This is a genomic window from Streptomyces sp. NPDC052043, assembly GCF_044548235.1.
GTDB lineage: Bacteria > Actinomycetota > Actinomycetes > Streptomycetales > Streptomycetaceae > Streptomyces.
This window is the reverse complement of sequence record NZ_JBIUBT010000014.1, coordinates 1-25056: the sequence shown is the minus strand read 5'-3', so window position 1 is coordinate 25056 and position 25056 is coordinate 1. Positions and strand designations below refer to the sequence as shown.

Here is a 25056-nt window from a genome sequence, read left to right as displayed (position 1 = left end):
CCGCCGCTCGTCTCCTACAGGGCCGCCGCCAGTTCCGTGCCCTGCCTGACGGCGCGCTTGGCGTCGAGTTCGGCGGCCTCGTGCGCGCCGCCGATCAGATGCGCGCGGCGCCCGGCGGCGACCAGCTCCTCGTACAGGTCGCGCCGCGGCTCCTGCCCGGTGCACAGCACGATCGTGTCTACCTCCAGGACCGTGCTCGTGCCGTCGACGGTCAGGTGCAGGCCCCGGTCGTCGATCCGGTCGTAGCGCACCCCGGGCACCATGGTGACCCCGCGGTGCCTCAGCTCGGTGCGGTGGATCCAGCCGGTCGTCCTGCCCAGCCCGGCGCCGACCTTGGTGGTCCTGCGCTGGAGCAGGTGCACCGTGCGCGGCGGTGCGGGCCGCCGCGGCGCGGTGAGTCCCCCGGGCGCGCGCTGGTCCATGTCGACTCCCCAGAGCCGGAAGTACGCCGCCGGGTCCTCGCTCGCCCTGTCGCCGCCGTCGGTGAGGTACGCGGCCACGTCGAAGCCGATGCCGCCGGCTCCGAGGATCGCCACCCGGTCGCCGACGGGTGCGCCGTCCCGGAGCACGTCGAGGTAGCCGAGGACGCTCGGGTGGCCGACGCCGGGGATGTCGGGGGTGCGCGGGGTGACGCCGGTGGCGACGACCGTCTCGTCGTAGTCCGCGAGATCACCGGCGCTCACCCGGGTGTCCAGCCGTACGTCCACGCCGTGCGCGTCGAGTTGGTGGCGGAAGTAGCGCAGCGTCTCGTCGAACTCCTGCTTGCCGGGGACCTTGCGGGCCACGTTGAGCTGTCCGCCGATCTCGCCCGCCGCGTCGAACAGGGTGACCAGGTGGCCGCGTTCGGCGGCCGAGACCGCGCAGGCGAGCCCGGCGGGTCCGGCACCGACCACGGCGACCCGCTTGCGCCGCCGGGTCGGGGTCAGGACCAGCTCGGTCTCGTGGCAGGCGCGCGGGTTGACCAGACAGGAGGTGATCTGCCCGCTGAAGGTGTGGTCGAGGCAGGCCTGGTTGCAGCCGATGCAGGTGTTGATGGCCTCGGGGCGGCCCGCTGCGGCCTTGGCGACGAAGTCGGGGTCGGCGAGCATCGGGCGGGCCACGGAGACCATGTCGGCGTAGCCGTCGGCGAGCAACTGCTCCGCGACTTCCGGAGTGTTGATGCGGTTGGTGGTGATCAGGGGGACGGAGACCCGGCCCATCAGCTTCTTGGTGGCGAACGCGTAGGCACCGCGCGGTACGGAGGTGGCGATGGTGGGGATGCGGGCCTCGTGCCAGCCGATGCCGGTGTTGATGAGGGTCGCCCCGGCGGCCTCGACGGCCCCGGCGAGCGCGACGACCTCGTCCAGGGTCGAGCCGTCGGGCACGAGGTCCAGCATGGACAGCCGGTAGATGATGACGAAGTCCTCGCCGACGGCCTCGCGCACCCGGCGCACGATCTCGACCGGGAAACGCGTCCGGTTCTCGTAGGAACCGCCCCACCGGTCGGTGCGGTGGTTGGTCCGCGCGGCGATGAACTCGTTGACGAGGTAGCCCTCGGAGCCCATGATCTCGACGCCGTCGTACCCGGCCCGGCGGGCGAGGCGGGCGGTGCGCGTGTAGTCGTCGATGGTCCGCTCGACATCGGCGTCGGTGAGCTCGCGGGGCACGAACGGGCTGATGGGAGCTTTGAGGGGGCTGGGCGCGACCAGGTCGCGATGGTAGGCGTAGCGGCCGAAGTGCAGGATCTGCAGGGCGATCCGGCCGCCCTCGCGGTGCACGGCGGCGGTGACGGTCGCGTGCTGCTCGGCCTCCTGCTCGGTGGTGAGCTTCGCGCCGCCCTCGTACGGCCGCCCCTCCTCGTTGGGCGCGATGCCGCCGGTGACGATGAGCCCCACTCCGCCGCGGGCCCGGGCGGCGTAGAACGCCGCCATCCGCTCGAATCCACGCTCGGCCTCCTCGAGGCCGACGTGCATCGAGCCCATGAGGACACGGTTCGGCAGCGTGGTGAAGCCCAGGTCGAGCGGGCGCAGCAGATGGGGGTAACGGCTCATGTCCGTAGTTGTAGAGGACGCCGAGGGGGTTGTGCAACTAGTTGCATAAACCCCTCGGCGTCTCCTGCGTCTCCTCGACGGTCCGCGTCAGCGACCTTCCAGGCGGACGTGGAGTTCACGTTCCTGATCGCCGGAGGCCATGCACAGGTCCTGGACGGTGAACAGGGAGTCCAGGGTGGTGCGGAAACGGTCGATCGCCCAGTAGCCGCCCTGCACGTCAACCACGACGGACGACCCGAGCCGGGTGGGCCCGCGCTCCGCCCCGTGCCGTTCGGCCACGTCGAATGTGCCGAGCCATACGGTCGGGCGCACCTCGTGGTAGTCCCTGGGCACGTCGTCCGCGCACCGGTCGGAGGAGAAGCAGGCGCACAGCACGTCGAACACGGTCCGGGCGTCTTCCTTGGTGCATCCGCTCAGCTCCACCGAGACGGATTCGGGGTGCTCCGGCTCGTTCGCCATCACGATCACTCCCTCTCGTGGCCGGGGTACCGCACGAAGTTCCCTCCGCGCGGCCCTCCACTCACAAGAACCAGCAAAGCACCGTTTCCCGGCAGAACACCACCGCCGGCCGATTCGGCGCGAAGGAGCCCTTCCGGTGCGGGATGGTGGAAGGAAGCAGTGGACCGCCTCGACGACGGGTGCGGGCGCGGTACGCCAGGGGTGCCCGCACCGGAACGACGGGCCGCGCGGACAGGCGAAGGCGGTGCGTGGATGACTGCTTCCGGGGCCCCCTCTGCCGAGGGCGAGGAGCCGGCGGGCCGGGCCGCACGGCCGGGCGGACTGCTCGACGTGCTGGGCGTCGCCTCCGTGGTCCTGGACGCCCGGGGACGCATCGTGCTGTGGAGCCCGCAGGCCGCGGAGCTCTTCGGCTACTCGGCGCGGGAGGCACTGGGGCAGTACGCGGCCCAGCTCATCGTCCACGAGCAGCACCTCGACCTGGTGATCGAGCTGTTCTCGGACGTGCTGCGGACCGGCCGGGGCTGGGCGGGCACCTTTCCCGTCCGGCACAAGGACGGCAGCACCCGCCTGGTGGAGTTCCGCACCATGCGGCTGCTCGACGACCGCGGGGAGGCCCACGCGCTCGGGCTCGCCGCCGACCAGTCGACCGTACGGCGGCTGGAGCGGGACGTGGCGCTGTCGGAGCGGGTTGTCTCGCAGTCCCCGATCGGCCTGGCCGTGCTGGACAACCGGCTGCGGTACGTCTCGGTCAACCCGGCCCTGGAACGCATCAACGGCCTGCCCGCCGAGGAGCACGTGGGCCGCACGGCCCGCGCGCTGCTGCCCGGGTTGGACGCGGAGGCCCTGGAGTCCGAGGCTCGCCAGGTACTGGAGACCGGGCAGCCGCTCGTCGGCCTGTCCACGGTCGGCAGGACCCCGGCCGATCCCGGCGAGGACCACGCCTGGTCGTACTCGCTGTACCGGTTGGAGGACGCCGGCGGCACCGTGCTGGGCGTGGCCGTGTCGGTCGTCGACATCACCGAGCAGTACCGGGCGGGCGTCGAGGCGGAGGCCGCACGCCGCCGCCTGGCCCTCATCGCCGACGCCTCGGCCCGCATCGGCACCACCCTGGAGCTGGAGCGCACGGCCCGGGAGCTGGCCGACGTCGCCGTGCCGGAGCTGGCCGACGTGGCCGCGGTGGACCTGCTGGAGGCCGTGGTCGAGGGGCGCCGCAGCAGCCTCGGACCGGCCGAACCGGCGGCGATCCGGGCCCTGGCCGTACGGGCGGACCACGCCGCGGACGCCCTGAAGGCGGCCGATCAGCCCGGACAGATCGCCCACTACGGCCCCGAACGGCTGGTCACGCTGTGTGTGCGTACCGGGCGCCCGGTCCTGGTCGCGCGAGTCAGGGACGAGGACCTGCCCAGGATCGCCCGGTCCCCGAAGGCCGCCTGGCTGCTGGGCCGGGCGGGCGTGCACTCGTATCTGGCCGTGCCGCTGATCGCGCGGGGCGAGGTGCTGGGCGCGCTGGACCTCAAGCGCACCCGCAATCCGGAGCCGTTCAGCGCGGACGACGTGCTGCTGGCCGGGGAGCTCGCCGCCCGCGCGGCCGTGCTGATCGACAACGCCCGCTGGTACCAGAACGCCCGCGACGCCGCCCTCACCCTCCAGCGCAGCCTGCTGCCCCGGCACCCGTCGGTCACGGGCGGGTTGGAGGTCGCCTCCCGCTACCAGCCGGCGGGCGGCACCGTCGAGGTGGGCGGCGACTGGTTCGACGTGATCCCGCTGGAACGCGACAGGACCGCCCTCGTCGTCGGCGACGTCATGGGCAGCGGCATCAACGCGGCGGCCACGATGGGCCGGCTGCGCACCGCGACGAAGGCCCTGGCCTCGCTGGACCTGGACCCCGCACAGCTCCTGGAACACCTCGACCGGATCACCGACGGCCTGGACCACTCCATAGCCACCTGCCTCTACGCCGTGCACGACCCGCACCTGCGGCGGTGCCTGATCGCCAACGCCGGGCACCTCCCCCCGGCCCGGATCCCGGTGGGCGGTCCCCCGGAGCTGCTCGACCTGCCCACCGGGGTTCCGCTGGGCGTCGGCGGCATCCCTTTCTCCACCACGACGGTGCACCTGGATCCGGGCGACCGGCTGGTGTTCTACACCGACGGGCTGGTCGAGACGCGCCGGGAGTCCCTGGACGAGCGCCTGGCGACGCTGCTGACGCTGCTGGGCGGCCCGGCCCGGCCGCTGGAGGACCTCTGCGACCTCCTGCTGCGCACCCTCCACCGGCCGGACAACCACGACGACGTGGCCCTGCTCGTCGCCCACGCCCATGCACTGCCGTAGTCCCCCGGCCACGCCGACGCCACGACCCCACCGCGTCAGTGTGGTCAGTGTCTGGTCCCGGTCACCACGTTCGCGCAGAGGTCTTCCGAGACAGCGAGGTGTGTGGTCAGGCCCGCCCGGGTGAAGGCGGCGAGGGCTTGTGGGGCCTGGTGTTCGCTGGTCTCGACCAGGAGACAGCCGCCGGGGGCGAGCCAGTCGGCGGCCTCGGCGGTGACACGGCGCAGGACGTCGAGGCCGTCGGCACCGCCGTCCAGGGCGACCAGCGGTTCGTGGTCGCGGGCCTCGGGCGGCAGGAGGCCCACCTCTCCCGTGGGCACGTAGGGCACGTTGGCGGCGAGGATGTCGACGCGGCCCCGCAGACGTCCTGGGAGCGCGTCGAACAGGTCACCCTCGTGCACCGTGCCGCCCCTGGGGACGACGTTGCGCCGGGCGCAGCGCGTCGCGGCCGGGTCGATGTCGGCGGCGTGCAGTTCCACCGGGCCGAGCGCGGCGGCCAGCGCCGCGCCCACCGCGCCCGAACCGCAGCACAGGTCCACGACGACGGACGCCTTCGGTGACCGGGCCACCGCCTGGTCGACCAGGAACTCGGTACGACGCCGTGGCACGAAGACACCCGGGTCCACGGCGATCCGCAGACCGTGAAACCCGGCCCAACCGAGGACCTGTTCGAGGGGGAATCCAGCGACGCGCCGCTCCACCAGGACGGCGAGCTCCCGTGGCGTGCGCGCGCCGGTGAGGATCAGTTCGGCCTCCTCCTCGGCGAACACGCAGCCGGCGGCGCGCAGCGCGGCGACCACCCCGGCACGCGGGGGCGGGGAAGCGGGAGAGGGAGAAGAAGGACCGGAAGAGGGAGTGGAGGACGAGGCAGGAGGGGGAGGAAGTGCGGGCATGGAATGCCGGGGCCTTTCGGGAGCCGAAGGGCGCTCCCGCGGTCACCTACCGACGGTGATCCGCGCCGTTGCGAGGGGAGAGCACCCGAGCTGACACAGCGGTAATGGGTCTCACCTCCTCGGTTTCCTGCGACCGGGACCCTCCGCGGCCGCAGGTCACCCTACCCCAACCCTCGGCCGCAGACTCCCTCTTCGGCCCCACCGGTGGCCGGCCCCCATCTCCCAGGCCAGTTGTACTATGCAACCGGGAGAGCACGGGAGGCATTCGGTGACCGCAGCGACAGAACCGGACGAGGGCGCCGTCACACGGCGGACGCCCGCCGGGGAGACGGCCGTCGAGACCATCCACCGCGAGATGACGGTCTTCGCCCGCCGGGCCCGGGCCTCGGCGGGGCGCATGCACCCCGAACTGTCGCTGGTGTCGTACACGCTGCTCGGGCATCTGGAGGAGAGCGGCGGCTGCCGGGCCACGGACCTGGCCGCGCACTACGCGCTGGACAAGTCCACCGTCAGCCGGCAGGTGTCCGCGCTGGAGCGCGCCGGGCTCGTCGAGCGCCGTACCGACCCCGGCGACCACCGCGTCCAGGTGCTCCACCTGACGGCCGCCGGCCGGCGGATCCTCGCCCGGGTCACCGAGAGCCGCCGTGCGGCCTTCCACGAGCGCCTGGCCGGCTGGCCGGAGGACGACCTCGAGCGGTTCGCCGGCTACCTCACCCGTTACAACGCCTGGCACCACCGGGACGACGACGGCGCCTGACACGCCCGGGGCCGCCCGCGCACCTCGTCCGGAACGAACGCCTCGGCCGACGGCGGGCCGCGCCGGGGCCGTACGGTGTGGCGTCCTCAGTCTCTTCACACGTCTCTACGCATGTCTCTATGCATGTCTCTACGCAAAGGCGGTTGGTGATGGCCCTGTTCGACCTCCCTCTCGACGAGCTCCGCGAGTACCGCAGTTCGTCCGTCGAGCCCGAGGACTTCGACGCCTTCTGGTCCAAGACGCTCCAGGAGGCCCGCGAGCACGACCTGGACGCCCGGTTCGACCTGGTGGACGCGGGGCTGGCGACGGTGAAGGTGTACGACGTGACCTTCGCCGGCTTCGGCGGGCACCCGGTCAAGGGCTGGCTGACGCTGCCCGCGCGGGTCGACGCGCCGCTGCCGCTGGTCGTGGAGTTCGTCGGCTACGGCGGCGGGCGCGGCCTGGCGCACGAACACCTGCTGTGGGCGTCGACGGGCCGCGCGCACTTCGTGATGGACACGCGCGGGCAGGGCAGCGTCTGGGGCGGCGGAGGCGGCACCCCCGATCCGGTCGGCGGCGCGCCGGCGCATCCCGGATTCATGACCCGCGGTCTGGACGCGCCGGAGAACTACTACTACCGCCGGGTGTTCACCGACGCGGTCCGGGCGATCGAGGCGGCGCGCTCGCACCCGCTGACCGACGCCGGGCGGACCGTGGCGACCGGCGTGAGCCAGGGCGGCGGCATCACGATCGCGGTGGGGGCTCTGGTGCCGGACCTGGTCGCGATAGCGCCGGACGTGCCGTTCCTGTGCGACTACCCGCGCGCGGCGACGCTGACCGACCGCCACCCGTACCGGGAGATCGGTCTCTATCTCAGGACCCACCGCGGCCGCACCGAGGACGCCCTGCGCACGCTGTCGTACTTCGACGGCGTGCACTTCGCGGCCCGCGGCCGGGCGCCCGCGCTCTTCTCGGCGGCCCTGGAGGACCAGACCTGCCCGCCCTCCACGGTGTTCGCCGCGTTCAACGCCTGGGCGCACCAGGACAAGCAGATCGAGGTGTACGACTTCAACGACCACGAGGGCGGCGGCCCCTATCAGGAGGCGGCCCAGGTCCGCTGGCTGCGGTCGTACGCCTGACGCCCCGGGGCCCTGCATGCCCGCGAGCCCGGCAGTCGCCTGTGGGCGGCTGCCGGACTCGCGGTGTTGCCCGCTCCCGGGCGCGGGAGGGATGGGCTACTTGATGTAGACGAGGCCGTCCGTGGTGATCGTGGCCCGGCCGGAGGTGCCGACGACGACGATCTTGACGGTGTGCTTGGCACTGCTGGACCAGGTCTTGGTCCAGATGGCCTGCCGGTACTGGGTGGTGGAGGACTTCAGGTCGACCGTGGCGACCTTGGTGCCGTCGACGTAGACGTAGGCCTGGCCGGAGGTCGAGGCGCGGGAGACCACCCAGGCGGCGGAGCGGCCGGTGAAGGTCCAGGTGAGGGAGGCGCCCTTGGAGCCGCTGGAGTACGACTTGCCGCCGAGGTAGCTGGTCGACGAGCGGCTGGTCCAGCTGCCGGACTTGGTGGCGGAGCTCTCCTGGAGGATCACGGGCGTGTACGACGGGGACGACGTGCGGGAGTTGCCGGCGTAGTCATTGGCGCGCATCGACCAGGTGGAGGCGGCGCCGGACTTGGCGGTGCGGCTGGAGCTGGTGGTGGTCGGGCCGAAGGTGGCCGTGGTCGGGGACAGCAGCTCCACGGAGCGCAGGGCCGTTTCGTCCGCCGCCTTCCAGCTGAGGGTGACCGGGACGGCGGCGGTGTTGACGGTGCCGCCGCGCAGGGCGAGCTTCGGTGTGGTGGTGAAGGTCGGGGCGGTCGTCTCCGCCGTGACGTTCAGCGCGGCCGTGGTCGCGGTCTTCCCGGACTGGTGCACGGCCCGCACGGCAACGGTGTGCTTGCCCGCGGCCACCGTGGCAGAGGCGGAGGTGGCGGTGCCGGACGTCGTGGCGACCGTCTTGCCGTCCACCAGCAGCTGGAAGTTCTTGATGAGCGAGCCCGGTGTGGTCGCCGTCCACTTCACGGTGAGGGCGCCCTTGGTGTAGTACGTCGAGCCCGACAGGGTCGCGCCGGTGACCGAGCCGATCTTCAGGCCCTGCACCGGGCCGGCCGCCCAGGAGCGGATGGTGGGCAGCTGGGCGTACAGGGAAGCGCCGGGGCACTCGGTGGCGTAGCCGTCGCGGTGACCGGAGATCCGGTTGAAGGTGTACGTGCTGCCCGCGGTGAAGCTGGTGCCGGAGAGGTTCTTCTGAGTGGCCGCCGTGGTCAGCTGGACGGTACCGGCGGGGTCGGCTCCGTACTGGCCGAGCTTCCAGGCCGCCACGCGGGCGACGGAGGCCAGTGCGGCGCTGGAGGCGCTGGTGGAGGTGTAGTCACCGAGCACTGCGATGCCCGTGGACTCCCGGTTCCAGCCGTAGGTGTGGGCGCCGAGGACCGGCAGGCCGACACCGCCCTTGCGGCCCTCGAAGACGGTGCCGCACTTGTCGACCAGGAAGTTGTAGCCGATGTCGTTCCAGCCGTTGCCGCTCGGCTCGGCGTGCGTGTGAAACGCGTAGATGCCGCGCACGATCGACGCCGACTGGTCGCAGGTGTAGGCGGCACCGTCCGTGTGGTGGACGAACACAGCCTTCACATCGGCGTTGTACTCCGACGGGTCGGGGCTGAGCGACTCGTCGGCGCCCCAGTCGGCGCGCGAGACGATCGGCGGCTGGGGGACGGTGGACGGCGGCGCCGACGGGGTGTCGGGCGGCATGTCGGTGCTCGTCGCGTCGGGGCTGGTTCCGGCGACGAAGGCGGCCGGCTCGTTCCCGGTGGGAGCCTTGGTCTCGGCGTCGGTCACCACGCCCGGATCGACCAGGTTGACCTTGAGCCCCTTGGGCATCGGGCCGGTGGTGCCGTTCTTGCGGACGATCTGCACCTGAACGCCGTCGGAGGGCCCGACCCACAGCGGCTCGGACGCGCCGCGCACGCGGCTGCCGGGCTTCTCCAGCGGGTCGGCGTCCAGTTCGAGGTCGCGCCAGGCGCTCCACTCGCCACTCGCCGTGCTCCGGGTGCGCACCTGCGCCGTGCCGTGCAGCCGCTGGGTGGCACCCGTCCAGGTGACGCCGAGCAGCGAGAACTGCTGGGTGTCCGTGCGAGGCAGCTCGCGCCTGGCGTCCGTGTCGCCGTTCAGCGCGAGGTCGTAGACCTTCGGCGGGCGCTTGGCCCGGCCCGTGGCGCCGTGGTCGGCCGAAGGACTGGCGACGGCGTACGTCACGATGCCCCCACCCCCGAGGACCACGGCACCGAGCGTCAACCACGCCCGTCTTTTCAGGCTCAGCGGTCTGTACGCGTGCGACGTACGACGGCTCACGGCGAATCCACCCCCACAGGGCCCGAAACGGACCGAAGAAGAAAATCAGAAGGCACACCCGTCACGCGGGTGGTCGGTTCTTTCAGCGCTTCGCTGTCGGCGAACGTCACGGACAGATGGGTGACAGTGGCGCAGATCACTCCGACCGGCGTGCGGCGGCGCGCTCCTACGCGGGCGGGAACTCCACGGCAGGCGAGCCGGGTGGTATGGTTCTGTCAGCACTTGTGTACGCCCTGTTGCGGGCGCCGGTGCGTTTCTTCATCAGTTCGCCGGTTCGCCGCGCCTGTCGCGGTCGACGCGATCTGCTTCTTCTCACCCTCTCCGTGAGCGGCGATCCGCCCTCCCCGGGCAGCACGCCGCGGCCGAGGTGGTGTCTCCCGCCACAGGCCCTGCTCCACGCCTCCCTGTCGCGGCTTCTCCTTTCCCTCCCCCGCACGCCCCGTGCCGTCCGTCCGCGAAAGGACCTCCCTCCATGACCATCACCCTCGAACGCCCCGCCGCACCGCGGCAGCCGTCCGCGGCTGCCCGGTCCGTCACCGGTGTCCTCGACATCGACGCGTCCGGCAAGGGGCATCTGCGCGGCGAGGACTGCCTGCCCACGCCCGCCGACCCCCGTCTCTCCCCGGCGCTGATCCGCCGCCACGGCCTGCGCAAGGGCGATGCCGTCACCGGCGTGCGCGGGCAGCAGCACACCGTCAGCGAGGTCACGCGCGTGGCCGGCCGCGCGCCGGACGAGGCCCGGGCCCGGCGCCGCTTCCACGACCTCACTCCGCTGCACCCGAGCGAGCGGCTGCGCCTCGAGCACCCCGCCGCCGGGCTCACCGGCCGCGTCACCGACCTGATCGCGCCCGTCGGCAGGGGGCAGCGCGGGCTCGTCGTGGCACCACCGAAGACCGGGAAGACCGTGCTGCTCCAGCAGATCGCCGCCGCCGTGGCCGGCAACCACCCCGAGTGCCGGCTGATGGTGGTGCTGCTCGACGAACGCCCCGAGGAGGTCACCGACATGCGGCGGCGTGTGCGCGGCGAGGTGTATGCCTCCACCTTCGACCGGTCCCCGAGGCAGCACATCGCGCTCGCCGAACTCGTCGTCGAGCGGGCCAAACGGCTGGTCGAGGCGGGCGAGGACGTGGTCGTCCTGCTCGACTCGCTCACCCGGCTGTGCCGGGCCCACAACAACGCGGCCGCGGCGGGCGGCCGCACCCTCAGCGGCGGGGTGGACGCGGGCGCGCTCCAGGGACCCAAGCGGCTCTTCGGAGCAGCGCGGTCGGTCGAGGAGGGCGGCTCGCTCACCATCCTGGCCACCGCGCTGGTGGAGACCGGCTCCCGTGCCGACGACTTCTTCTTCGAGGAGCTGAAGAGCACCGGCAACATGGAGCTGCGGCTGAGCCGCGAACTCGCCGACCGCCGCGTCTTCCCGGCCGTCGACATCGACCCCTCGGGCACCCGCCGCGAGGAACTCCTGCACAGCCCGGCCGAGTTGACGGCGGTGCGTGGTCTGCGACGCGTACTGCGCGGCCGCGAGGGCAGGACCGGCCTGGAGACCCTCCTGGAACGGCTGCGCGACACGCCCGACAACGCCACGTTCCTGCGCCGCGTCCAGCCGACCCTGCCCCGCGGCTAGCCGGCCGGGCGCTCGACGCCCCTCCCCCTCGCGCCCGCTGCGCGTCCGTCAGCACATGCGTCCGTCGGGGCGTGCGCTAGGACATCCGGGTGCCGGCGAACCCCGTTCGGCTCTGGACAGCGTCCCACGTGCGCCCTTTTGTCCCTAGGTTTGCGGTATGAAGATCAGATTTCCTATGCGCGCCTCCGTAGCGGCCTGCGCACTCTGCGCCGCGACCACCCTGGCGCCGGCCTCTCCGGTCGCGGCCCTCGGCCCGACCGGCGGGGGCCCGGGCGCCATAGTGCGGCCCGAGGCGACCGTGCCGCAGCCGGCCGTGCTGTACGGCGAGGGCACTCAGGTCCGGCTCCGCAGCGGGGCGCACGCGCTTCCGGACGTCTCCGCGCTGTCCTGGGTGGTGGCCGACGCCGCATCCGGCGAGGTGCTGGCCGCGCACGACGCGCACCGCAGACTGCCGCCCGCGAGCACGCTCAAGACGCTGTTCGCGCTGACCGCGCTGCCGGCCTTCCCCGGAGGCATCCGGCACACCGTCAGCGCCAAGGAGCTGCTGGGCATCGGGGAGGGCAGCAGCCTGGTGGGGGTCGTCCAGGGCCACACGTACCAGGTGGCCGATCTGTGGCGGGGGGTGTTCCTCAACTCCGGCAACGACGCGGTGCACGTGCTCGCCGCGCTCAACGGAGGCTGGGAGCACACGGCCCGGCAGATGGAGGACAAGGCCCGCTCCCTGGGTGCCCTGGACACCACGGTCGTCTCCCCCGACGGCTACGACGCCGACGGGCAGGACTCCTCGGCGTACGACCTGGCCGTGTTCGGGCGGGCCGGACTGCGCGACCCGGACTTCGCGCGGTACTGCTCCACCGCGCGAGCCGCCTTCCCCGGCACCGACGGCACGTTCCAGATCGCGAACACCAACCGCCTGCTGACCGGCGCCGACGGCGTGGCGCCGTATCCGGGTCTGATCGGGATCAAGAACGGCTACACCACCAACGCGGGCAACACGCTCGTCGCCGCGGCCCACCGCAGCGGGCGCACCCTCGTGGTGACGGTGATGCACCCCGAGGCGGGCGGCCACGCCGTCTACGAGGAGGCGCGCGCGCTGCTGGACTGGGGGTTCGCCGCCGCCGGGCACGTCGATCCGGTCGGCTCGCTCGACGCTCTGCGGCCCGTCCCGCGCGAGGCGACGACCGGGGCGAAGCCCAAAACGGCGGTCGTGGCCTCCACCGGGTCACCCCGGTCCGCCGGGCCGGACTGGACGCAGACGGGGGCCATCGTGGGCGCCGCCGGGCTGGGCGCGGGGGTCCTGCTGCTCGGCCTGCGGTTCCGGTACAAGCGTGCCTCGCGCGCCTGACCGGCCGACGACCGGGCGCGGTCCGCACGGTGTCGCCGGGGCCGCCCCTCAGAACACCGACAGGCCGGTGAGGGTCGTGAAGCGGTCCAGGGCCGCCACGCCGGCCACGGAGTTGCCGCGCTCGTCCAGGCCGGGGCTCCACACGCACAGCGCGATCCGGCCCGGTACGACGGCGACGATGCCGCCGCCCACGCCGCTCTTGCCGGGCAGGCCGACCCGGTAGGCGAAGTCGCCGGCCGCGTCGTACGTCCCGCAGGTCAGCATGACCGCGTTGACCTGTTTGGCCTGGCTGCCTTCGAGCAGCCGGGTGCCGTCCGCCCGTATGCCGTGCCGGGCGAGGAACGAGGTGGCCAGCGCGAGGTCGGCGCAGGAGGCCGCGATCGAGCACTGGCGGAAGTACTGGTCCAGCAGGACAGGCACCGGATTGTCGACGTTCCCGTAGGACGCCATGAGGTGGGCGAGGGCGGCGTTGCGGTCGCCGTGCGCGGTCTCCGACGCGGCGACCTCCTCGTCGAAGTCCAGCTCCGGGTTGCCGCTCTCGGCGCGCAGGAAGCGCAGCAGCTCGCCCGCCGCGTCGCCGGTACGGGTCTGGAGCCGGTCGGTGACCACCAGGGCGCCGGCGTTGATGAACGGGTTGCGCGGGATGCCGTTCTCGTACTCCAGCTGCACCAGGGAGTTGAACGGGTTGCCGGAGGGCTCGCGGCCCACGTGCTCCCAGAGTTCGTCGCCCTCGCGCGCCAGGTCGAGGGCGAGGGTGAACACCTTGGTGAGGGACTGTGTGGAGAACGGCTCCCGCCAGTCCCCCACTCCGTACACCGTGCCGTCCAGCTCCGCGACGGCCATGCCGAAGGCGCGGGCGTCTCGGGCCGCGAGCGCCGGGATGTAGTCGGCCGGACGCCCGCGGCCGGGCGTGTGCCCGATCTCCTCGGCGATGCGCTCCAGGACCGGCAGGTAGGTCGGGGACGACGTCATGATCGCCATTCTGCCTCCGGGCCGGTCCCGGTGCGCTGCGACGGCGGCCGGCCGGCGGGCACGGCAGTGCCGCGGAACTCGGCCGCCACCCGGTGCTCAGCTGCTGAGGACACCCGTGCCGAGCAGGCCGAACAGCAGCAGGCCGACCAGGATCCGGTAGACGACGAACGCGTTGAAGGAGTGCTTGGCGACGAACTTCAGCAGCCAGGCGATGGAGCCGTAGGCCACCACGAAGGACACCACGGTGCCGACGGCGAGGGGAACGGCGCCCACGTTCTCGCCGAGCGCGTCCTTGAGCTCGTAGATGCCGGCGCCGGTCAGGGCCGGGAGGCCGAGGAAGAAGGACAGGCGGGTGGCGGCGACACGGTCCAGGTCCAGGATGAGCGCGGTCGACATGGTGGCGCCGGAGCGGGAGAAGCCGGGGAAGAGCAGGGCGAGGATCTGGGAGCTGCCGACCAGCATCGCGTCCTTGAAGGAGGTGTCGTCCTCACCGCGCTTGTGCCGTCCCATCTGGTCCGCGCACCACATCACCACGCTGCCCGCGATCAGCGAGCCGGCGACCACCCACAGGGAGCCGAGCGGCCCCTCGATGAAGGGCTTGGCGGCCAGGCCCACCACCACGATCGGCATCGTCGCGAAGATGACCCACCAGGCGAACTTGTAGTCGTGGTGGTAGCGCTCCTCCCGGTGCGCCAGTCCGCGGAACCAGGCGGACATGATCCGCACGATGTCCTTGAAGAAGTACACCAGCACGGCGGCGATGGCGCCGACCTGGATGACGGCGGAGAACGCGACGACCGACGCGTCGTCGACGGGGATGCCCATGAGCCCCTCGGTGATCTTCAGGTGGCCGGTGGAGGACACCGGGAGGAACTCGGTCACCCCCTCGACGACTCCGAGGACGACGGCCTGACCGACGGAGATGGCGCTCATGGGATCCAGTTCTGGGGACGGTGATCGACAGTGGTGGTCACACACTTACGGTGCCGAGGTGACAGCCCGGTGACGGGCACCGGAATCCCATGGCAACCGTCGGAGGCTTCCGGCGGTCCACGCCTCAGAGGACTCCGGCGATCCACACCCCGGCGAAGGCCGCGCCGAGCCCCGCCGCGACGCTGGCGACGACGTTGGCGAGGGCGTAGGAGCCGGCACCGGTCTCGGTGAGCCGCAGCGTCTCGTAGGAGAAGGTCGAGTACGTGGTCAGGGCCCCGCACAGACCGGTGCCGAGGAGCAGTTGCAGGTGCGGTCCTGCGACGCCCCCGGCCGCCGCGCCGGTCAGCAGGCCGAGTATCAGACAGCCGGAGACGTTCACCACGAAGGTGCCCCAGGGGAACACCGAGTCGTGCCGGGACTGCACCGCACGGTCGGTGAGGTAGCGCAGGGGCGCGCCGACCGCCGCCCCGGCGACCACCAGCAGCCAGTTCACGACGGCGCCCCGCCCTTCGCGGCCGCGCGCCCGACGTACCGGATGACCTCGCAGTCGTCGAGCATCACCAGCCCCTCGGCGACCAGCTCGTCCAGCTGCGGCAGGAACGCCCGCACCCGCTCCTCGGTGTCCACGATCACCACCGCCACCGGCAGGTCCTCGCTCATCGACAGCAGTCGTGAGGTGTGGATCAGGGAGGTCGCGCCGAACCCCTCCACACCGCGGAAGACGCTGGCACCCGCGAGGCCCGCCGCATGGGCCCGGTGGACGATCTCGGAGTACAGGGGCCGGTGGTGCCAGGTGTCGTTCTCCCCGACGAAGACGGTCACGCGCAGTGCGCTGCCGGTGAGCCTGGTCATCATCCCTGCCTCCACTTCAGAACACGGCGGGCCGCCGTCATGGCGAGCCACACCGCCGCGAGCGCCGCGCACGGCGTCGCGGCGAGGTACGCAAGGCCGGTGCCGGCGTGGCCGGAGTCCACCAGCCGCTGGATGTCGACGGCGTACGTCGAGAAGGTGGTGAAACCACCGAGCACACCGGTGCCGAAGAACGGGCGGACCAGCCGGTGGGCGCCCCACACGTCGGTGATGACCACCATGAAGACACCGATCACCGCGCATCCGAGGACGTTGACCCAGAAGATCGCCCAGGGAAAGCCCCCGGTCGGGGCCGGCAGCCACTGCGAGACGGCGTAGCGGGCGGTGGCCCCGAGCGCTCCGCCGAGCGCCACCACCGCGACCACCGGTGTCTGCGTCCGCCAGGCACGCCGCCGCGCGGGACTGGTCCGCGCCCGCAGGCTCTCTTTTTCCGGGACGGTCATGCTGCTGCGTCTCCTGCTCGCCCGCGTCCGGGCACCCCGGAACGCTCCTTGTACGCGAGTAGGGACCGTTGGCGGCACCAGTGCCACGGTTTCGGTACGGCGGGCCCCACCGCCGCGCCGCGAGGTCGTCGCGGCCGGGGTCCAGGCTAACCCCACCCCGATCCGTACCGCACGCGCCGACGGGGGTGTGTACGGCGAGGGGGTGACGCCTGCCGCAACCGGTCAGGATCGGAGAAGCCGCGCGGCACCCGGCCGCCCTAGCGTGGAACCGTCGACGCACACGTCGGCCCCCTCCTCTGTCGAGGGCGGAGACATTGCTCTGTCGAGTGCGAAGCCTCTGCCGAGTGCACGGCCTCCGCCGACCACAGAGCCGAACACCAAGGAGCACCACCATGGCCCTGACCGCCGGCCTCCAGACGATCATCTACCCCGTCAAGGACCTCGACCGGGCCAAAGCCCTGTTCAGCGCGCTGCTGGAGGTCGAGCCGTACGCCGACACGCCCTACTACGTCGGGTACAAGGCTGCCGGGCAGGACGTCGGGCTCGACCCGAACGGGCACTCCAAGGGCATGACCGGACCGGTGCCGTTCTGGCACGTCGACGACATCAGGGCCCGGCTGGCGGCGCTGGTGTCCGCGGGCGCCGAGGTGCTCCAGGACGTGCAGGAGGTGGGCGGCGGCAGGCTGATCGCCTCGGTGAAGGACGCCGAAGGCAACCTGATCGGCCTCCTCCAGGACGCCTGAGCCGGCCGCCGCGGCGGTGCCGCCCACCGCGGACGGCCGGGCGGGTTCGGCCGGTCCTCGCGGCGCCGCTCAGGCCTGCGGCCGGGCCAGCAGGTTGCGCACTCCCTCCGAGGTGAGCGTCAGACCGTGGGGCGAACTGGCGTCTATGGTCAGCGACAGGTCGTCGGCCGGCCACTGGGACGCCAGCGCGCCGAGCGGCACGAGGCGGTAGCGGGAGACGAAGGGCAGCAGGTCGGACATCTCCAGTTCGGAGGTGAACACGGGCACCACCGGCGCCCCGCCCGGCTGTTCGAGCACGGGCAGGGCCACCGCCGTGGGGTTGGTGGCGTCCTCCTCGCTCGCGTCGTCCGGCACGGGGACCAGCACGTCGCTGCTCGCGAGCGTCTCCAGTGCCCTCGTGTCCTCGGCGTTCTCGACAAGCACGTCCAGCGCTTGCTGGGCGGGCGTCGGGGTGTTGTCGTTCGCTGGTGTCTGCATGGCGGTTTTCCCTGGTCGCGGCAGTCGAGCGGCCCGCCCGGCAGCTGACCGGCCGGGCACGGGCTCTGCTCGCGTACCCGATCGCACACCGCGCAATCACCGGGCGCCGGGAGATTCCACGAGCCGTACCGGCCGACGGCCGTGACCGGCGGTCCGCGAGGCGGCGCCCGGTGTCACCACGGGGTGCGGCGGATCGCGACGGCCGCCGCGTCGTCGCCCAGGTGGCCGTGGGTGTGGGCGAGGAGGTCGTCGTGGAGCCGGCGCAGGACGAGGTCCGGCGGTTCGCCGGCCCAGGCGCCGGCCCGGTCGGTGAGGGGGTAGAAGTCGCCCCGCGCGTTGCGCGCCTCCAGGACGCCGTCGGTGTGCAGGAGCAGGGTGTCGCCGGGCAGGAAAGGGAACGAGGCGACCACGTAGTCCACGGCGTCGGACAGTTCGCCCAGTCCCAGTGGTGGTGCGACGACCTGCGCGGTCAGGGGCTCGGCGCTCGCCCCGCCGATGAGCAGCGGGGCGGGGTGGCCGCAGTTGAGCAGGTGCAGCACGGGCTCGGTGTCGGGGATGTCCACCAGCAGCGCGGTGGCGAACGACTCGTCGATGTCGAGCATCTGCGCGGTCTGCCACTGCCGGAACTCCCAGCGCATGGCGCCGTCCAGGTGCACGGCCAGCCGCGGCAGCGAGGGCCGGCGGTGCGCGGCCGCGCGGAAGGCGCCGAGCAGCAGCGCGGCATGGCTGATCGCGGGCAGGCCCTTGCCCCGCACGTCGGCGATGAGCAGCCGGGTGCTGTGTCCGGTGCGGGCGGCGGCGTAGAGGTCCCCGCCCATGGTGGCCTCGTCCTGGGCGGCGAGGTACAGGCAGGCGATCCGCAGGGGGCCGCTGCGCTCGGGCAGGGCCGGGAAGAGCACGTTCTGGACGGCCTGGGCCACGACCCGACTCTGCGTCAACTGGTGCTCGCGCCGGTCTCGGAACAGGCAGAACACCACGATCATACCGGAGACGATGATCAGGGACGCGACCTCCGCCTGGAGGTTCTGGGTGCCCAGCGTGCCCTGGACCCCTCCGATGGAGAGCTCGGTCCCGGCGGCCAGCGCGCCGATCAGCGCGGTGAGCCAGGGCCCGGAGAACGCGGCGGTGAACGCGGGAGCCGCGACCAGCAGCGGGCCGAGGTGCACATCCGGCGGGGTGAAGGCGTCCACGACGCCCACCACAGCAATCAGCACCAGGGGGATGAGAATCAGGACCCGTCCCGATGGTGAACGCCGTAGGTCCATGAGCGACACACGCCATGTTCTCACCCCTGGGCCGACCCGGCGAGGCGGCGGTCGCCGCAGGCCGCGCCGCCGGAGGCGGGGCGGTGGACGGCGCCGTGCGTGGGCCCTCCGCGACGCGGAGGCGCGGAGGACCCCGGTGGGCTCACTGCCGAACCCCGGGGTCCGGGTAACCAGCGACCGGGGGCCGATGCACGGGGCCTGCCCCCGGACGTCCGCCCCGGCCGTCGGACCGGGAGGGTGCGCGTCAGTCGGCTGCGGCGGGTGGTGCGGTCGTGCCGCGCACTTCCAGGACCGGGCTGGTCAACTCCACCGTTCCGGGCGAGTCCGGATCGTCGATGCGGTCGAGCAGCCGCTGGGCGGCGCGCCGGCCCACGTCGTGGCCGGCGTTGTCCACGGTGGTCAGCCACAGGTGGCGCAGACGCGACAGGTAGGTGTTGTCGTAGCCGGCCAGGGAGAGGTCCCGGGGGACCCGAAGGCCGCTCTCCTCCGCGGCGGACAGCGCGCCGACACAGGCCATGTCGTTGACCGCGAACACGGCGGTGGGCCGCCGGGCCCGGCTGAGCAGCCGTACGGTGGCTCGGTAGCCGCCCTCCTCGGTGAGGTCGCCCTGCTCGACGACCGCCGTGCCGGCCAGCCCGTGCAGGCGCATGGTGGCCTCGAAGCCGCGGCGGCGCAGCTCGCCGACCGCGCCCCGGCCGGCGATGTGGGCGATGTGCCGGTGGCCGAGGGCGATGAGGTGCTCGGTGGCCAGCCGGGCGCCCTGCTCGTCGTCGCCCGCGACGACGTCCACCCGCGGCAGGTCGGGTTCACGGGTACCGGCGACGACGGTGGGCACCCGGCCGGCCGCGACGCGCAGGGCCCGCGGGTCCCACAGGGTTCCGACGGCGACCAGGCCGTCGACACGCAGTTCGGTGAAGGTCCGGGTGAGGTCCTCCCCCAGGCGCCGGTTGAGGTGGCCGTCGGCGAGCAGCATGTGCAGACCGCGGTCGTACAGGCGGGAGTTCAGCCCGTCGAGGAGTTCCACGAACCAGGGGTTGCGCAGGTCGTTCAGCAGCACGCCGACGGTGCGGGTGCGGCGCTCGCTGAGGCTGCGGGCGGCCGCGTTGGGCCGGTAGCCGAGTTCCTCGACCGCGGCGAGGACCGCCCGCCGCTTCTCCGGACGCACGCTGCCGGAGCCGCGCAGCACCAGCGAGACCAGGGACTTGGACACACCGGCGCGCGCGGCGACGTCGCGGATGGTGGGTGGGCGCACGGTGTGGACCGTTCCACGGGAGCAGGCCTCTTGTAAAGGGCCGGGAAGCGGTCCGGAGGCGCCGGAAGGGAGCTTCACACGGCGGCTCGATTGGCGTCCTGCCTGTCTTGCGAGGTGGCTTGACACCCTGCGAGGGGCGGCCCCATGGTGAGCCACCAGGTTGTGGATCGGTCCAAACGAGGGGTGTCATGGTGCCTACGCTCGGCGTCGCCGTCGTCGGATTCGGCTGGATGGGGCGGGTGCACACGCAGGCGTACTCCCGTGTGGCCCACCACTTCCCCCGGCTCGCGGTACGTCCGCGTCTGGTCGCCGTCGCCGACGAGGTGCCCGGCCGGGCCGAGGAGGCGGCCGAGCGGTACGGCTTCGACTCCGCCACCCGCGACTGGCGGGAGGTCGCCGCCGACCCCCGGGTGCGGGCGGTCAGCATCACCGCCCCGAATTTCCTGCACCGCGAGATCGGTGTGGCCATGGCCGCGGCGGGCAAGCACATCTGGATCGAGAAGCCGGTGGGCCTGAGCGCCGACGACGCCCGCGCGGTCGCCGAGGCCGCCGCCGAAGCCGGTGTGCGGGGCACGGTCGGCTTCAACTACCGCAACGCCCCCGCCGTCGCCGCCGCCCGCGAGCTGATCGCGGCCGGCGAGATCGGCCGGGTCACCCATGTGCGCATCCGGCTGTTCAGCGACTACGCGGCCCATCCTGAAGGTGCCCTGACCTGGCGCTACGAGCGGGAACGCGGCGGCAGCGGGGTACTTGGCGACCTGGCCTCGCACGGGGTCGACCTGGCCCGCCATCTGCTCGGCGAGATCGAGTCGCTGGCCGCCGACACCGCCGTGTTCGTGCCCGAACGGGCCCGGCCCACCGGCGCCACCGCCGGTCACACCCGGGCGGCCGGCGGCGAGCTCGGTCCGGTCGAGAACGACGACTACGTCAGCTGCCTGCTGCGGTTCGCCTCCGGCGCGCGCGGCGTCCTGGAGGCGTGCCGGGTCTCGGTGGGCGAGCAGAACGCCTACGGCTTCGAGATCCACGGCACCCGGGGCGCGCTTCGGTGGGACTTCCGGCGCATGGGCGAACTCGGCGTCAGCCGCGGCACCGGGTACCAGGACCAGCCCGTCAGCACCGTCTACGTGGGGCCCGGCCACGGCGAGTACGAGGCCTTCCAGCCGGGTGCGGCCAACGCCATGGGCTACGACGACCTCAAGGTCATCGAGGCGTACCACTTCCTGCGCTCGGTCGCGGAGGGCGCGGCCCACGGCGCCACCCTCGACGACGCCGTGGCCGCCGCGGTGGTCCTGGACGCGATGGCACGCTCCGCCGAGCGGCGCGCGTGGGTGACGCTCGGCTGACCCGCGCCGCCTCATCGCAGCGTCAGGTCCGTGCGCGGCGTGATCGCCCAGTGGTTGGTGCGCAGCACCCGGCCGGCGAACGCCGTCTCGCGCTCGCCCACGAACCGGAAGCCGAGCGAGCGGCAGATGCCGTTCGAGGCCGCGTTGGTGGTGGCCGGGAAGGCGTGCACCACTCCCCAGCGGTCCTCGTCCCGCGCCCGTTCCAGCAGCGCGCGGGCCGCGCGCCCGCCGAGGCCGCGGCCCTGGTACCGGGGCAGCACCATCCAGCCGATCTCCGACATCGGGCCGTCGTCGCCGTCGTGGGTCCAGACGGTCACCGTCCCGGCCACCTCCTCGGGGATGTCCGGGTCGGGGACGATCATCTTGATCCAGGCGGTGCCGGCCGCCGCCTGCCGGGCGTCCCGGCGCACCTTGTCCGCCATGCCGTCGGCCGGCAGGGGCCCGCCGAGCTCGGCCATCATGACCGGGTCGCAGCGCATCCGGACGTAGGCGTCCACATCGTCGGGGGTGACGTCACGCAAGAGCACGGGGCCTCCTGAGCGCAGGTGGGTGTAGGTGCCACGTACGGGCTGGGTCATGATGGGGCCTGCCCGGCCGATCCGGCGCGCGAACCCGTGCCAGTTCGGCTTCCTGTGAACAGCCTGAGGAGAAGCCCCCGTTGAACACCGGCGCCCCGGCTCCCGACAGCTACTACGAGCGCATCGACGAGCGCCGTTTCAAGCCCACCGCACACGCCGGCGGCGCGTGGGACGTGCGCGAGCAGCACTTCAGCCCACTGGGCGGACTGGTCGTCCACGCGGTCGAGGACCATCTGGCCGCGCGTGGGGGCAGCGCGCTGATACCGGCCCGGATCAGCTACGACATCCTGGGCCGCCCGGCCCTGGACGAGTGCGAGATCGAGGTGGAGACCCTCCGCCCCGGCCGCACCATCGAACTCCTGGAAGCCGTCGTGCGCATCGCCGGCCGTCCGGTGGTCCGGGCCCGCGTCTGGCTGCTGTCGGCCCAGGACACCGCGGCCGTCGCCGGGGGCGCCGGCGACCGGCTCGCCCCGCCCGAGGGGCTCTCGTCCTGGGCGATGGACGAGCTCTGGCCGGGCGGTTTCATCGCGTCCCTGGACATCCGCCCGCTCGCCCCGCCGAGCCCCGGCCGCACCACCGCCTGGGTCTCCACCCCGCTCACCCTGGTCGCCGGCGAGCCCAGCAGCCCGCTCGCCTCGTACCTCTCCCTCGTCGACACGGCGAACGGCATCGCCGCACGCCAGTCGCCCACCGAGTGGATGTTCCCCAACGTCGACCTGACCGTGCACCTGCACCGCCGCCCGGAGGGCCGCTGGACCGGTCTGGACACCACCGTCGCCTTCGGCCCGACCGGCGTGGGCCTGACCAGCACGGTCCTGCACGACCTGCACGGCCCGGTCGGCCACGCCCAGCAGATCCTGACCGTGCGCCCCATGCCCGGCGGCTGACCGGGGCCGGGCCCCGCGCCGTCGCGGACCGGCCGCCCGCCGCGGCCCGGTCCGGCGCGTACGGCGCGCGCGATCGGCGCGGAACTGATGTCCTGGTTGCGGGGGCCGTCGTACCCGCTTCCGGGAGAGACAGATGAGTACCTACACAGTCGCGCAGGCGACCGCCGCGGGAGGTCCGTTCGAGATCGCCGAGCGCGAGGCGGCGGAGCCGGGCCCCGGCCAGGTGGCGATCACCGTGGAGGCGTGCGGAGTCTGCCACAGCGACAGCTTCTTCGTGGACGCGGCGCTGCCCGGCATCACTTTCCCGGTGGTTCCCGGGCACGAGATCGCCGGGCGGATCGAGCAGCTCGGCGAGGGGGCGCGGGACCAGGACTGGCGGGTGGGCGACCGGGTGGCGGTGGGCTGGTTCGGCGGGAGCTGCCACCACTGCACCCCGTGCCGGCGGGGCGACTTCGTCGTGTGCCCGAACCTGAAGGTCCCCGGCTGGTCCTACGACGGCGGCTTCGCCGAGCGGGTGATCGCGCCGGTCGACGCCCTGGCCCGGATCCCCGACGCGGTGGCGGCGACCGACGCCGGACCCATGGCGTGCGCGGGCGTGACCACGTTCAACGGACTGCGGCGCAGCTCCGCGCAGCCGGGTGATCTGGTGGCCGTGCTCGGCATCGGCGGCCTGGGACACCTCGGGGTGCAGTACGCGGTGGCCATGGGCTTCGAGACGGTGGCGATCGCACGCGGGGCCGACAAGGCCGACTTCGCCAAGCAGCTCGGCGCGCACCACTACGTCGACAGCACGACGGACACGCCCGTCGCCGACGCGTTGCAGTCGCTGGGCGGCGCCAGGACCGTACTGGCCACGGCCGGCAGTTCCGAGGCCACCGCGGCGACCGTCGACGGACTGTCGCCCCGCGGTGAGCTGGTGGTCATCGGTGCGGCACCCGAGCCGCTGGGGATCAGCCCGCTCCAGCTGATCACGGGCGGCCGGATCGTCCGCGGCCACCCGTCGGGCACCGCGCGGGACGTGGAGGACACCATGGCGTTCAGCGCCCTGCACGGGATCCGTCCGATGACCGAGGTCGTGCCGCTGGACCAGGCCGGTGAGGCGTACCGGAAGATGCTCGCCGGTGCGGCCCGGTTCCGCATGGTGCTCACGACCGGATGACCGACCGGCCCACCAACCTGACGGAACGTCCAAACGAGAGGCCCTAGGTGTCGTCCTCTCTCTCGGTCAGGCGGGTGGTTCCGGGCTCCGGGAGTTCGTCCTGCTGGCCCCGGATGTGCAGGACGTCGCCGATGAACAGGTCGTACACGAGGACACCGACCACCCCGCCGACGAGCGGTCCGACGATCGGGATCCACCAGTAGTGGCTGAACGACCCGGCCTGGCTGCCGGGTAGGGCCAGGTCTCCCCACCCGGCGAAGAACGTGAAGAGACGCGGTCCGAAATCACGGGCCGGGTTGATGGCGTACCCGGCATTCGCTCCGTAGGAGAAGCCGACGGCGGCCACCACGAAGCCGATGACCAGCGGGCCCAGGTTGGCCATCACGGCGGTGTTGCGCAGGTCGATGACCGCCACGATCAGCATGACCAGGAACGCGGTGCCGACGATCTGGTCCACGAGCGGACCCCAGGAACCGCCGTGGAAGTAGGGCGCCGGGAACGTGGCGAAGATGGAGAACGAGGCGACGGTGTGCCCGTGCGTCTTCGGGGCCTTCATCGCCTGGTCGAAGGTGTTGATCGCGTCGTGATAGACCGCGTACACCAGCGCCGCGCCGACGAAGGCGCCCACCACCTGCGAGATCCAGTACGGAATCACCTTCGCCCAGGGGAACCTGCGACGCACCGCGAAGGCCAGTGTCACCGCCGGGTTGATGTGCGCCCCGCTGACGCCTCCGGCGACGTACACGCCGAAGGCCACCGCGAAGGCCCAGCCCCAGCCGACCAACAGCCAGTCGCCGGAGCTGACGAAGAACGTCGTGGGGCCGGCGGTGCGTCCCGAGCCGGGCAGCGCCGCGACCGCCATGGCCACCGAGCCGCATCCGAAGGCGATGAGGACCAGCGTCCCGAGGAACTCTGCCATGCATTCGCCCCAGAGCCCGCCACGGCGCCTGAGCCGTGAGGGTCTCAGCAGGGGCGGGATTTCCACGGCCATATCGGCCCCTTCGACGAACGGTCCGGCGAACGGCCCACAGCCCCGCACAGGGTGGCCACGCGTCGCCGCCCGGCCCCGGGCGGCCCCGCCTCACCGCCCAGTCTGCGCGCCGGTACTGACCCGGGCCACTCGGCCCGGCCCGAGACAACGGCCCCGCCGTCCCCGGCACTCGGCGCGCCGGACGGGGGATTTCGCGACCCGCCGGCCACCGCGCCGACCTGCAGGGCGGTTGCAAGTTCCGGGATCGCGTAGATCGTCCGTGTCCAGCGGGAGTTGACGCGGCAGCAGCACAGGCACGAGACCGTTGATCATCAGGGTGTCTACGCCAGCTGATCA

The 25056-nt window shown here is 72.8% G+C and carries 23 protein-coding genes; 9 read left to right on the top strand and 14 right to left on the bottom strand.

Going from position 1 to position 25056, the window contains the following annotated elements; genetic code table 11:
• Nucleotides 1-14 precede the first annotated feature (14 nt).
• On the bottom strand, nucleotides 15-2030 hold the full coding sequence (locus ACIHCX_RS29900) for an FAD-dependent oxidoreductase (protein ID WP_400034894.1): 2016 nt from the start codon (nucleotides 2028-2030) through the stop codon (nucleotides 15-17).
• Between the two features lie 87 nt (nucleotides 2031-2117).
• Nucleotides 2118-2489, bottom strand: a complete 372-nt coding sequence (locus tag ACIHCX_RS29895) for a hypothetical protein (protein ID WP_400034892.1) — start codon at nucleotides 2487-2489, stop codon at nucleotides 2118-2120.
• Nucleotides 2490-2741: 252 nt separating this feature from the next.
• On the opposite strand from ACIHCX_RS29895, the gene ACIHCX_RS29890 reads away from it, so the two are divergent.
• On the top strand, nucleotides 2742-4820 hold the full coding sequence (locus tag ACIHCX_RS29890) for a SpoIIE family protein phosphatase (protein ID WP_400034890.1): 2079 nt from the start codon (nucleotides 2742-2744) through the stop codon (nucleotides 4818-4820).
• A 44-nt stretch (nucleotides 4821-4864) separates the two neighbouring features.
• Here the strand turns inward: ACIHCX_RS29890 and ACIHCX_RS29885 are convergent, their stop codons facing one another.
• Nucleotides 4865-5710, bottom strand: coding sequence for a putative protein N(5)-glutamine methyltransferase (locus tag ACIHCX_RS29885; RefSeq protein ID WP_400034888.1), 846 nt, complete (start codon nucleotides 5708-5710; stop codon nucleotides 4865-4867).
• 268 nt (nucleotides 5711-5978) lie between these two features.
• On the opposite strand from ACIHCX_RS29885, the gene ACIHCX_RS29880 reads away from it, so the two are divergent.
• Nucleotides 5979-6467 carry a MarR family winged helix-turn-helix transcriptional regulator gene (locus tag ACIHCX_RS29880; protein ID WP_400034886.1) on the top strand — a complete coding sequence of 163 codons (489 nt, stop codon included), beginning with the start codon at nucleotides 5979-5981 and terminating at the stop codon, nucleotides 6465-6467.
• 149 nt (nucleotides 6468-6616) lie between these two features.
• A complete protein-coding gene (locus tag ACIHCX_RS29875) occupies nucleotides 6617-7585 on the top strand; it encodes an acetylxylan esterase (RefSeq protein ID WP_400034884.1) in 969 nt (322 codons plus the stop codon).
• 96 nt (nucleotides 7586-7681) lie between these two features.
• Here the strand turns inward: ACIHCX_RS29875 and ACIHCX_RS29870 are convergent, their stop codons facing one another.
• Nucleotides 7682-9802, bottom strand: coding sequence for an N-acetylmuramoyl-L-alanine amidase (locus ACIHCX_RS29870; RefSeq protein ID WP_400035212.1), 2121 nt, complete (start codon nucleotides 9800-9802; stop codon nucleotides 7682-7684).
• Between the two features lie 511 nt (nucleotides 9803-10313).
• On the opposite strand from ACIHCX_RS29870, the gene rho reads away from it, so the two are divergent.
• Together rho and ACIHCX_RS29860 are read left to right on the top strand one after the other, a co-directional pair.
• On the top strand, nucleotides 10314-11462 hold the full coding sequence (gene rho, locus ACIHCX_RS29865; RefSeq protein ID WP_400034882.1) for a transcription termination factor Rho: 1149 nt from the start codon (nucleotides 10314-10316) through the stop codon (nucleotides 11460-11462).
• 157 nt (nucleotides 11463-11619) lie between these two features.
• A complete protein-coding gene (locus tag ACIHCX_RS29860) occupies nucleotides 11620-12807 on the top strand; it encodes a D-alanyl-D-alanine carboxypeptidase family protein (RefSeq protein WP_400034880.1) in 1188 nt (395 codons plus the stop codon).
• A 48-nt stretch (nucleotides 12808-12855) separates the two neighbouring features.
• On the opposite strand, the gene ACIHCX_RS29855 is transcribed toward ACIHCX_RS29860, so the two are convergent.
• From ACIHCX_RS29855 to crcB (ACIHCX_RS29835), 5 genes are all read right to left on the bottom strand, one after another.
• On the bottom strand, nucleotides 12856-13788 hold the full coding sequence (locus ACIHCX_RS29855) for a glutaminase (RefSeq protein ID WP_400034878.1): 933 nt from the start codon (nucleotides 13786-13788) through the stop codon (nucleotides 12856-12858).
• 87 nt (nucleotides 13789-13875) lie between these two features.
• Nucleotides 13876-14712: an undecaprenyl-diphosphate phosphatase gene (locus ACIHCX_RS29850; RefSeq protein ID WP_400034876.1), complete on the bottom strand. Its 837-nt coding sequence runs from the start codon at nucleotides 14710-14712 to the stop codon at nucleotides 13876-13878.
• A 124-nt stretch (nucleotides 14713-14836) separates the two neighbouring features.
• The gene (gene crcB, locus ACIHCX_RS29845; protein ID WP_400034874.1) at nucleotides 14837-15205 is read right to left on the bottom strand and encodes a fluoride efflux transporter CrcB; all 369 of its coding nucleotides are present in this window, start codon (nucleotides 15203-15205) and stop codon (nucleotides 14837-14839) included.
• Complete coding sequence (locus ACIHCX_RS29840; protein ID WP_400035210.1) at nucleotides 15202-15564, bottom strand: DUF190 domain-containing protein; 363 nt, start codon at nucleotides 15562-15564, stop codon at nucleotides 15202-15204. The genes crcB (ACIHCX_RS29845) and ACIHCX_RS29840 overlap by 4 nt, the downstream gene beginning before the upstream one ends.
• A complete protein-coding gene (gene crcB, locus ACIHCX_RS29835; protein WP_400034872.1) occupies nucleotides 15564-16025 on the bottom strand; it encodes a fluoride efflux transporter CrcB in 462 nt (153 codons plus the stop codon). Before crcB (ACIHCX_RS29835) ends, ACIHCX_RS29840 begins: the two co-directional genes overlap by 1 nt.
• Before the next feature lie 398 nt (nucleotides 16026-16423).
• On the opposite strand from crcB (ACIHCX_RS29835), the gene ACIHCX_RS29830 reads away from it, so the two are divergent.
• The gene (locus ACIHCX_RS29830) at nucleotides 16424-16768 is read left to right on the top strand and encodes a VOC family protein (RefSeq protein WP_400035208.1); all 345 of its coding nucleotides are present in this window, start codon (nucleotides 16424-16426) and stop codon (nucleotides 16766-16768) included.
• Nucleotides 16769-16837: 69 nt separating this feature from the next.
• On the opposite strand, the gene ACIHCX_RS29825 is transcribed toward ACIHCX_RS29830, so the two are convergent.
• The 3 genes from ACIHCX_RS29825 to ACIHCX_RS29815 form a co-directional block, all read right to left on the bottom strand.
• Nucleotides 16838-17245: an SseB family protein gene (locus ACIHCX_RS29825; protein ID WP_400034870.1), complete on the bottom strand. Its 408-nt coding sequence runs from the start codon at nucleotides 17243-17245 to the stop codon at nucleotides 16838-16840.
• 173 nt (nucleotides 17246-17418) lie between these two features.
• On the bottom strand, nucleotides 17419-18459 hold the full coding sequence (locus ACIHCX_RS29820; RefSeq protein WP_400034868.1) for a PP2C family protein-serine/threonine phosphatase: 1041 nt from the start codon (nucleotides 18457-18459) through the stop codon (nucleotides 17419-17421).
• A 295-nt stretch (nucleotides 18460-18754) separates the two neighbouring features.
• Nucleotides 18755-19762, bottom strand: a complete 1008-nt coding sequence (locus ACIHCX_RS29815; RefSeq protein WP_400034866.1) for a LacI family DNA-binding transcriptional regulator — start codon at nucleotides 19760-19762, stop codon at nucleotides 18755-18757.
• Between the two features lie 188 nt (nucleotides 19763-19950).
• Here ACIHCX_RS29815 and ACIHCX_RS29810 point away from each other — a divergent pair, with 188 nt between their 5' ends.
• Nucleotides 19951-21105, top strand: coding sequence for a Gfo/Idh/MocA family protein (locus ACIHCX_RS29810; RefSeq protein ID WP_400034864.1), 1155 nt, complete (start codon nucleotides 19951-19953; stop codon nucleotides 21103-21105).
• Between the two features lie 11 nt (nucleotides 21106-21116).
• Here the strand turns inward: ACIHCX_RS29810 and ACIHCX_RS29805 are convergent, their stop codons facing one another.
• A complete protein-coding gene (locus ACIHCX_RS29805; RefSeq protein ID WP_400034862.1) occupies nucleotides 21117-21632 on the bottom strand; it encodes a GNAT family N-acetyltransferase in 516 nt (171 codons plus the stop codon).
• 131 nt (nucleotides 21633-21763) lie between these two features.
• Here ACIHCX_RS29805 and ACIHCX_RS29800 point away from each other — a divergent pair, with 131 nt between their 5' ends.
• Both ACIHCX_RS29800 and ACIHCX_RS29795 read left to right on the top strand, forming a co-directional pair.
• Nucleotides 21764-22570 carry a thioesterase family protein gene (locus ACIHCX_RS29800; protein WP_400034860.1) on the top strand — a complete coding sequence of 269 codons (807 nt, stop codon included), beginning with the start codon at nucleotides 21764-21766 and terminating at the stop codon, nucleotides 22568-22570.
• Between the two features lie 133 nt (nucleotides 22571-22703).
• Nucleotides 22704-23729 carry an alcohol dehydrogenase gene (locus ACIHCX_RS29795; protein WP_400034859.1) on the top strand — a complete coding sequence of 342 codons (1026 nt, stop codon included), beginning with the start codon at nucleotides 22704-22706 and terminating at the stop codon, nucleotides 23727-23729.
• A 43-nt stretch (nucleotides 23730-23772) separates the two neighbouring features.
• Here the strand turns inward: ACIHCX_RS29795 and ACIHCX_RS29790 are convergent, their stop codons facing one another.
• Complete coding sequence (locus ACIHCX_RS29790; RefSeq protein WP_400034857.1) at nucleotides 23773-24720, bottom strand: MIP/aquaporin family protein; 948 nt, start codon at nucleotides 24718-24720, stop codon at nucleotides 23773-23775.
• Nucleotides 24721-25056 lie beyond the last annotated feature (336 nt).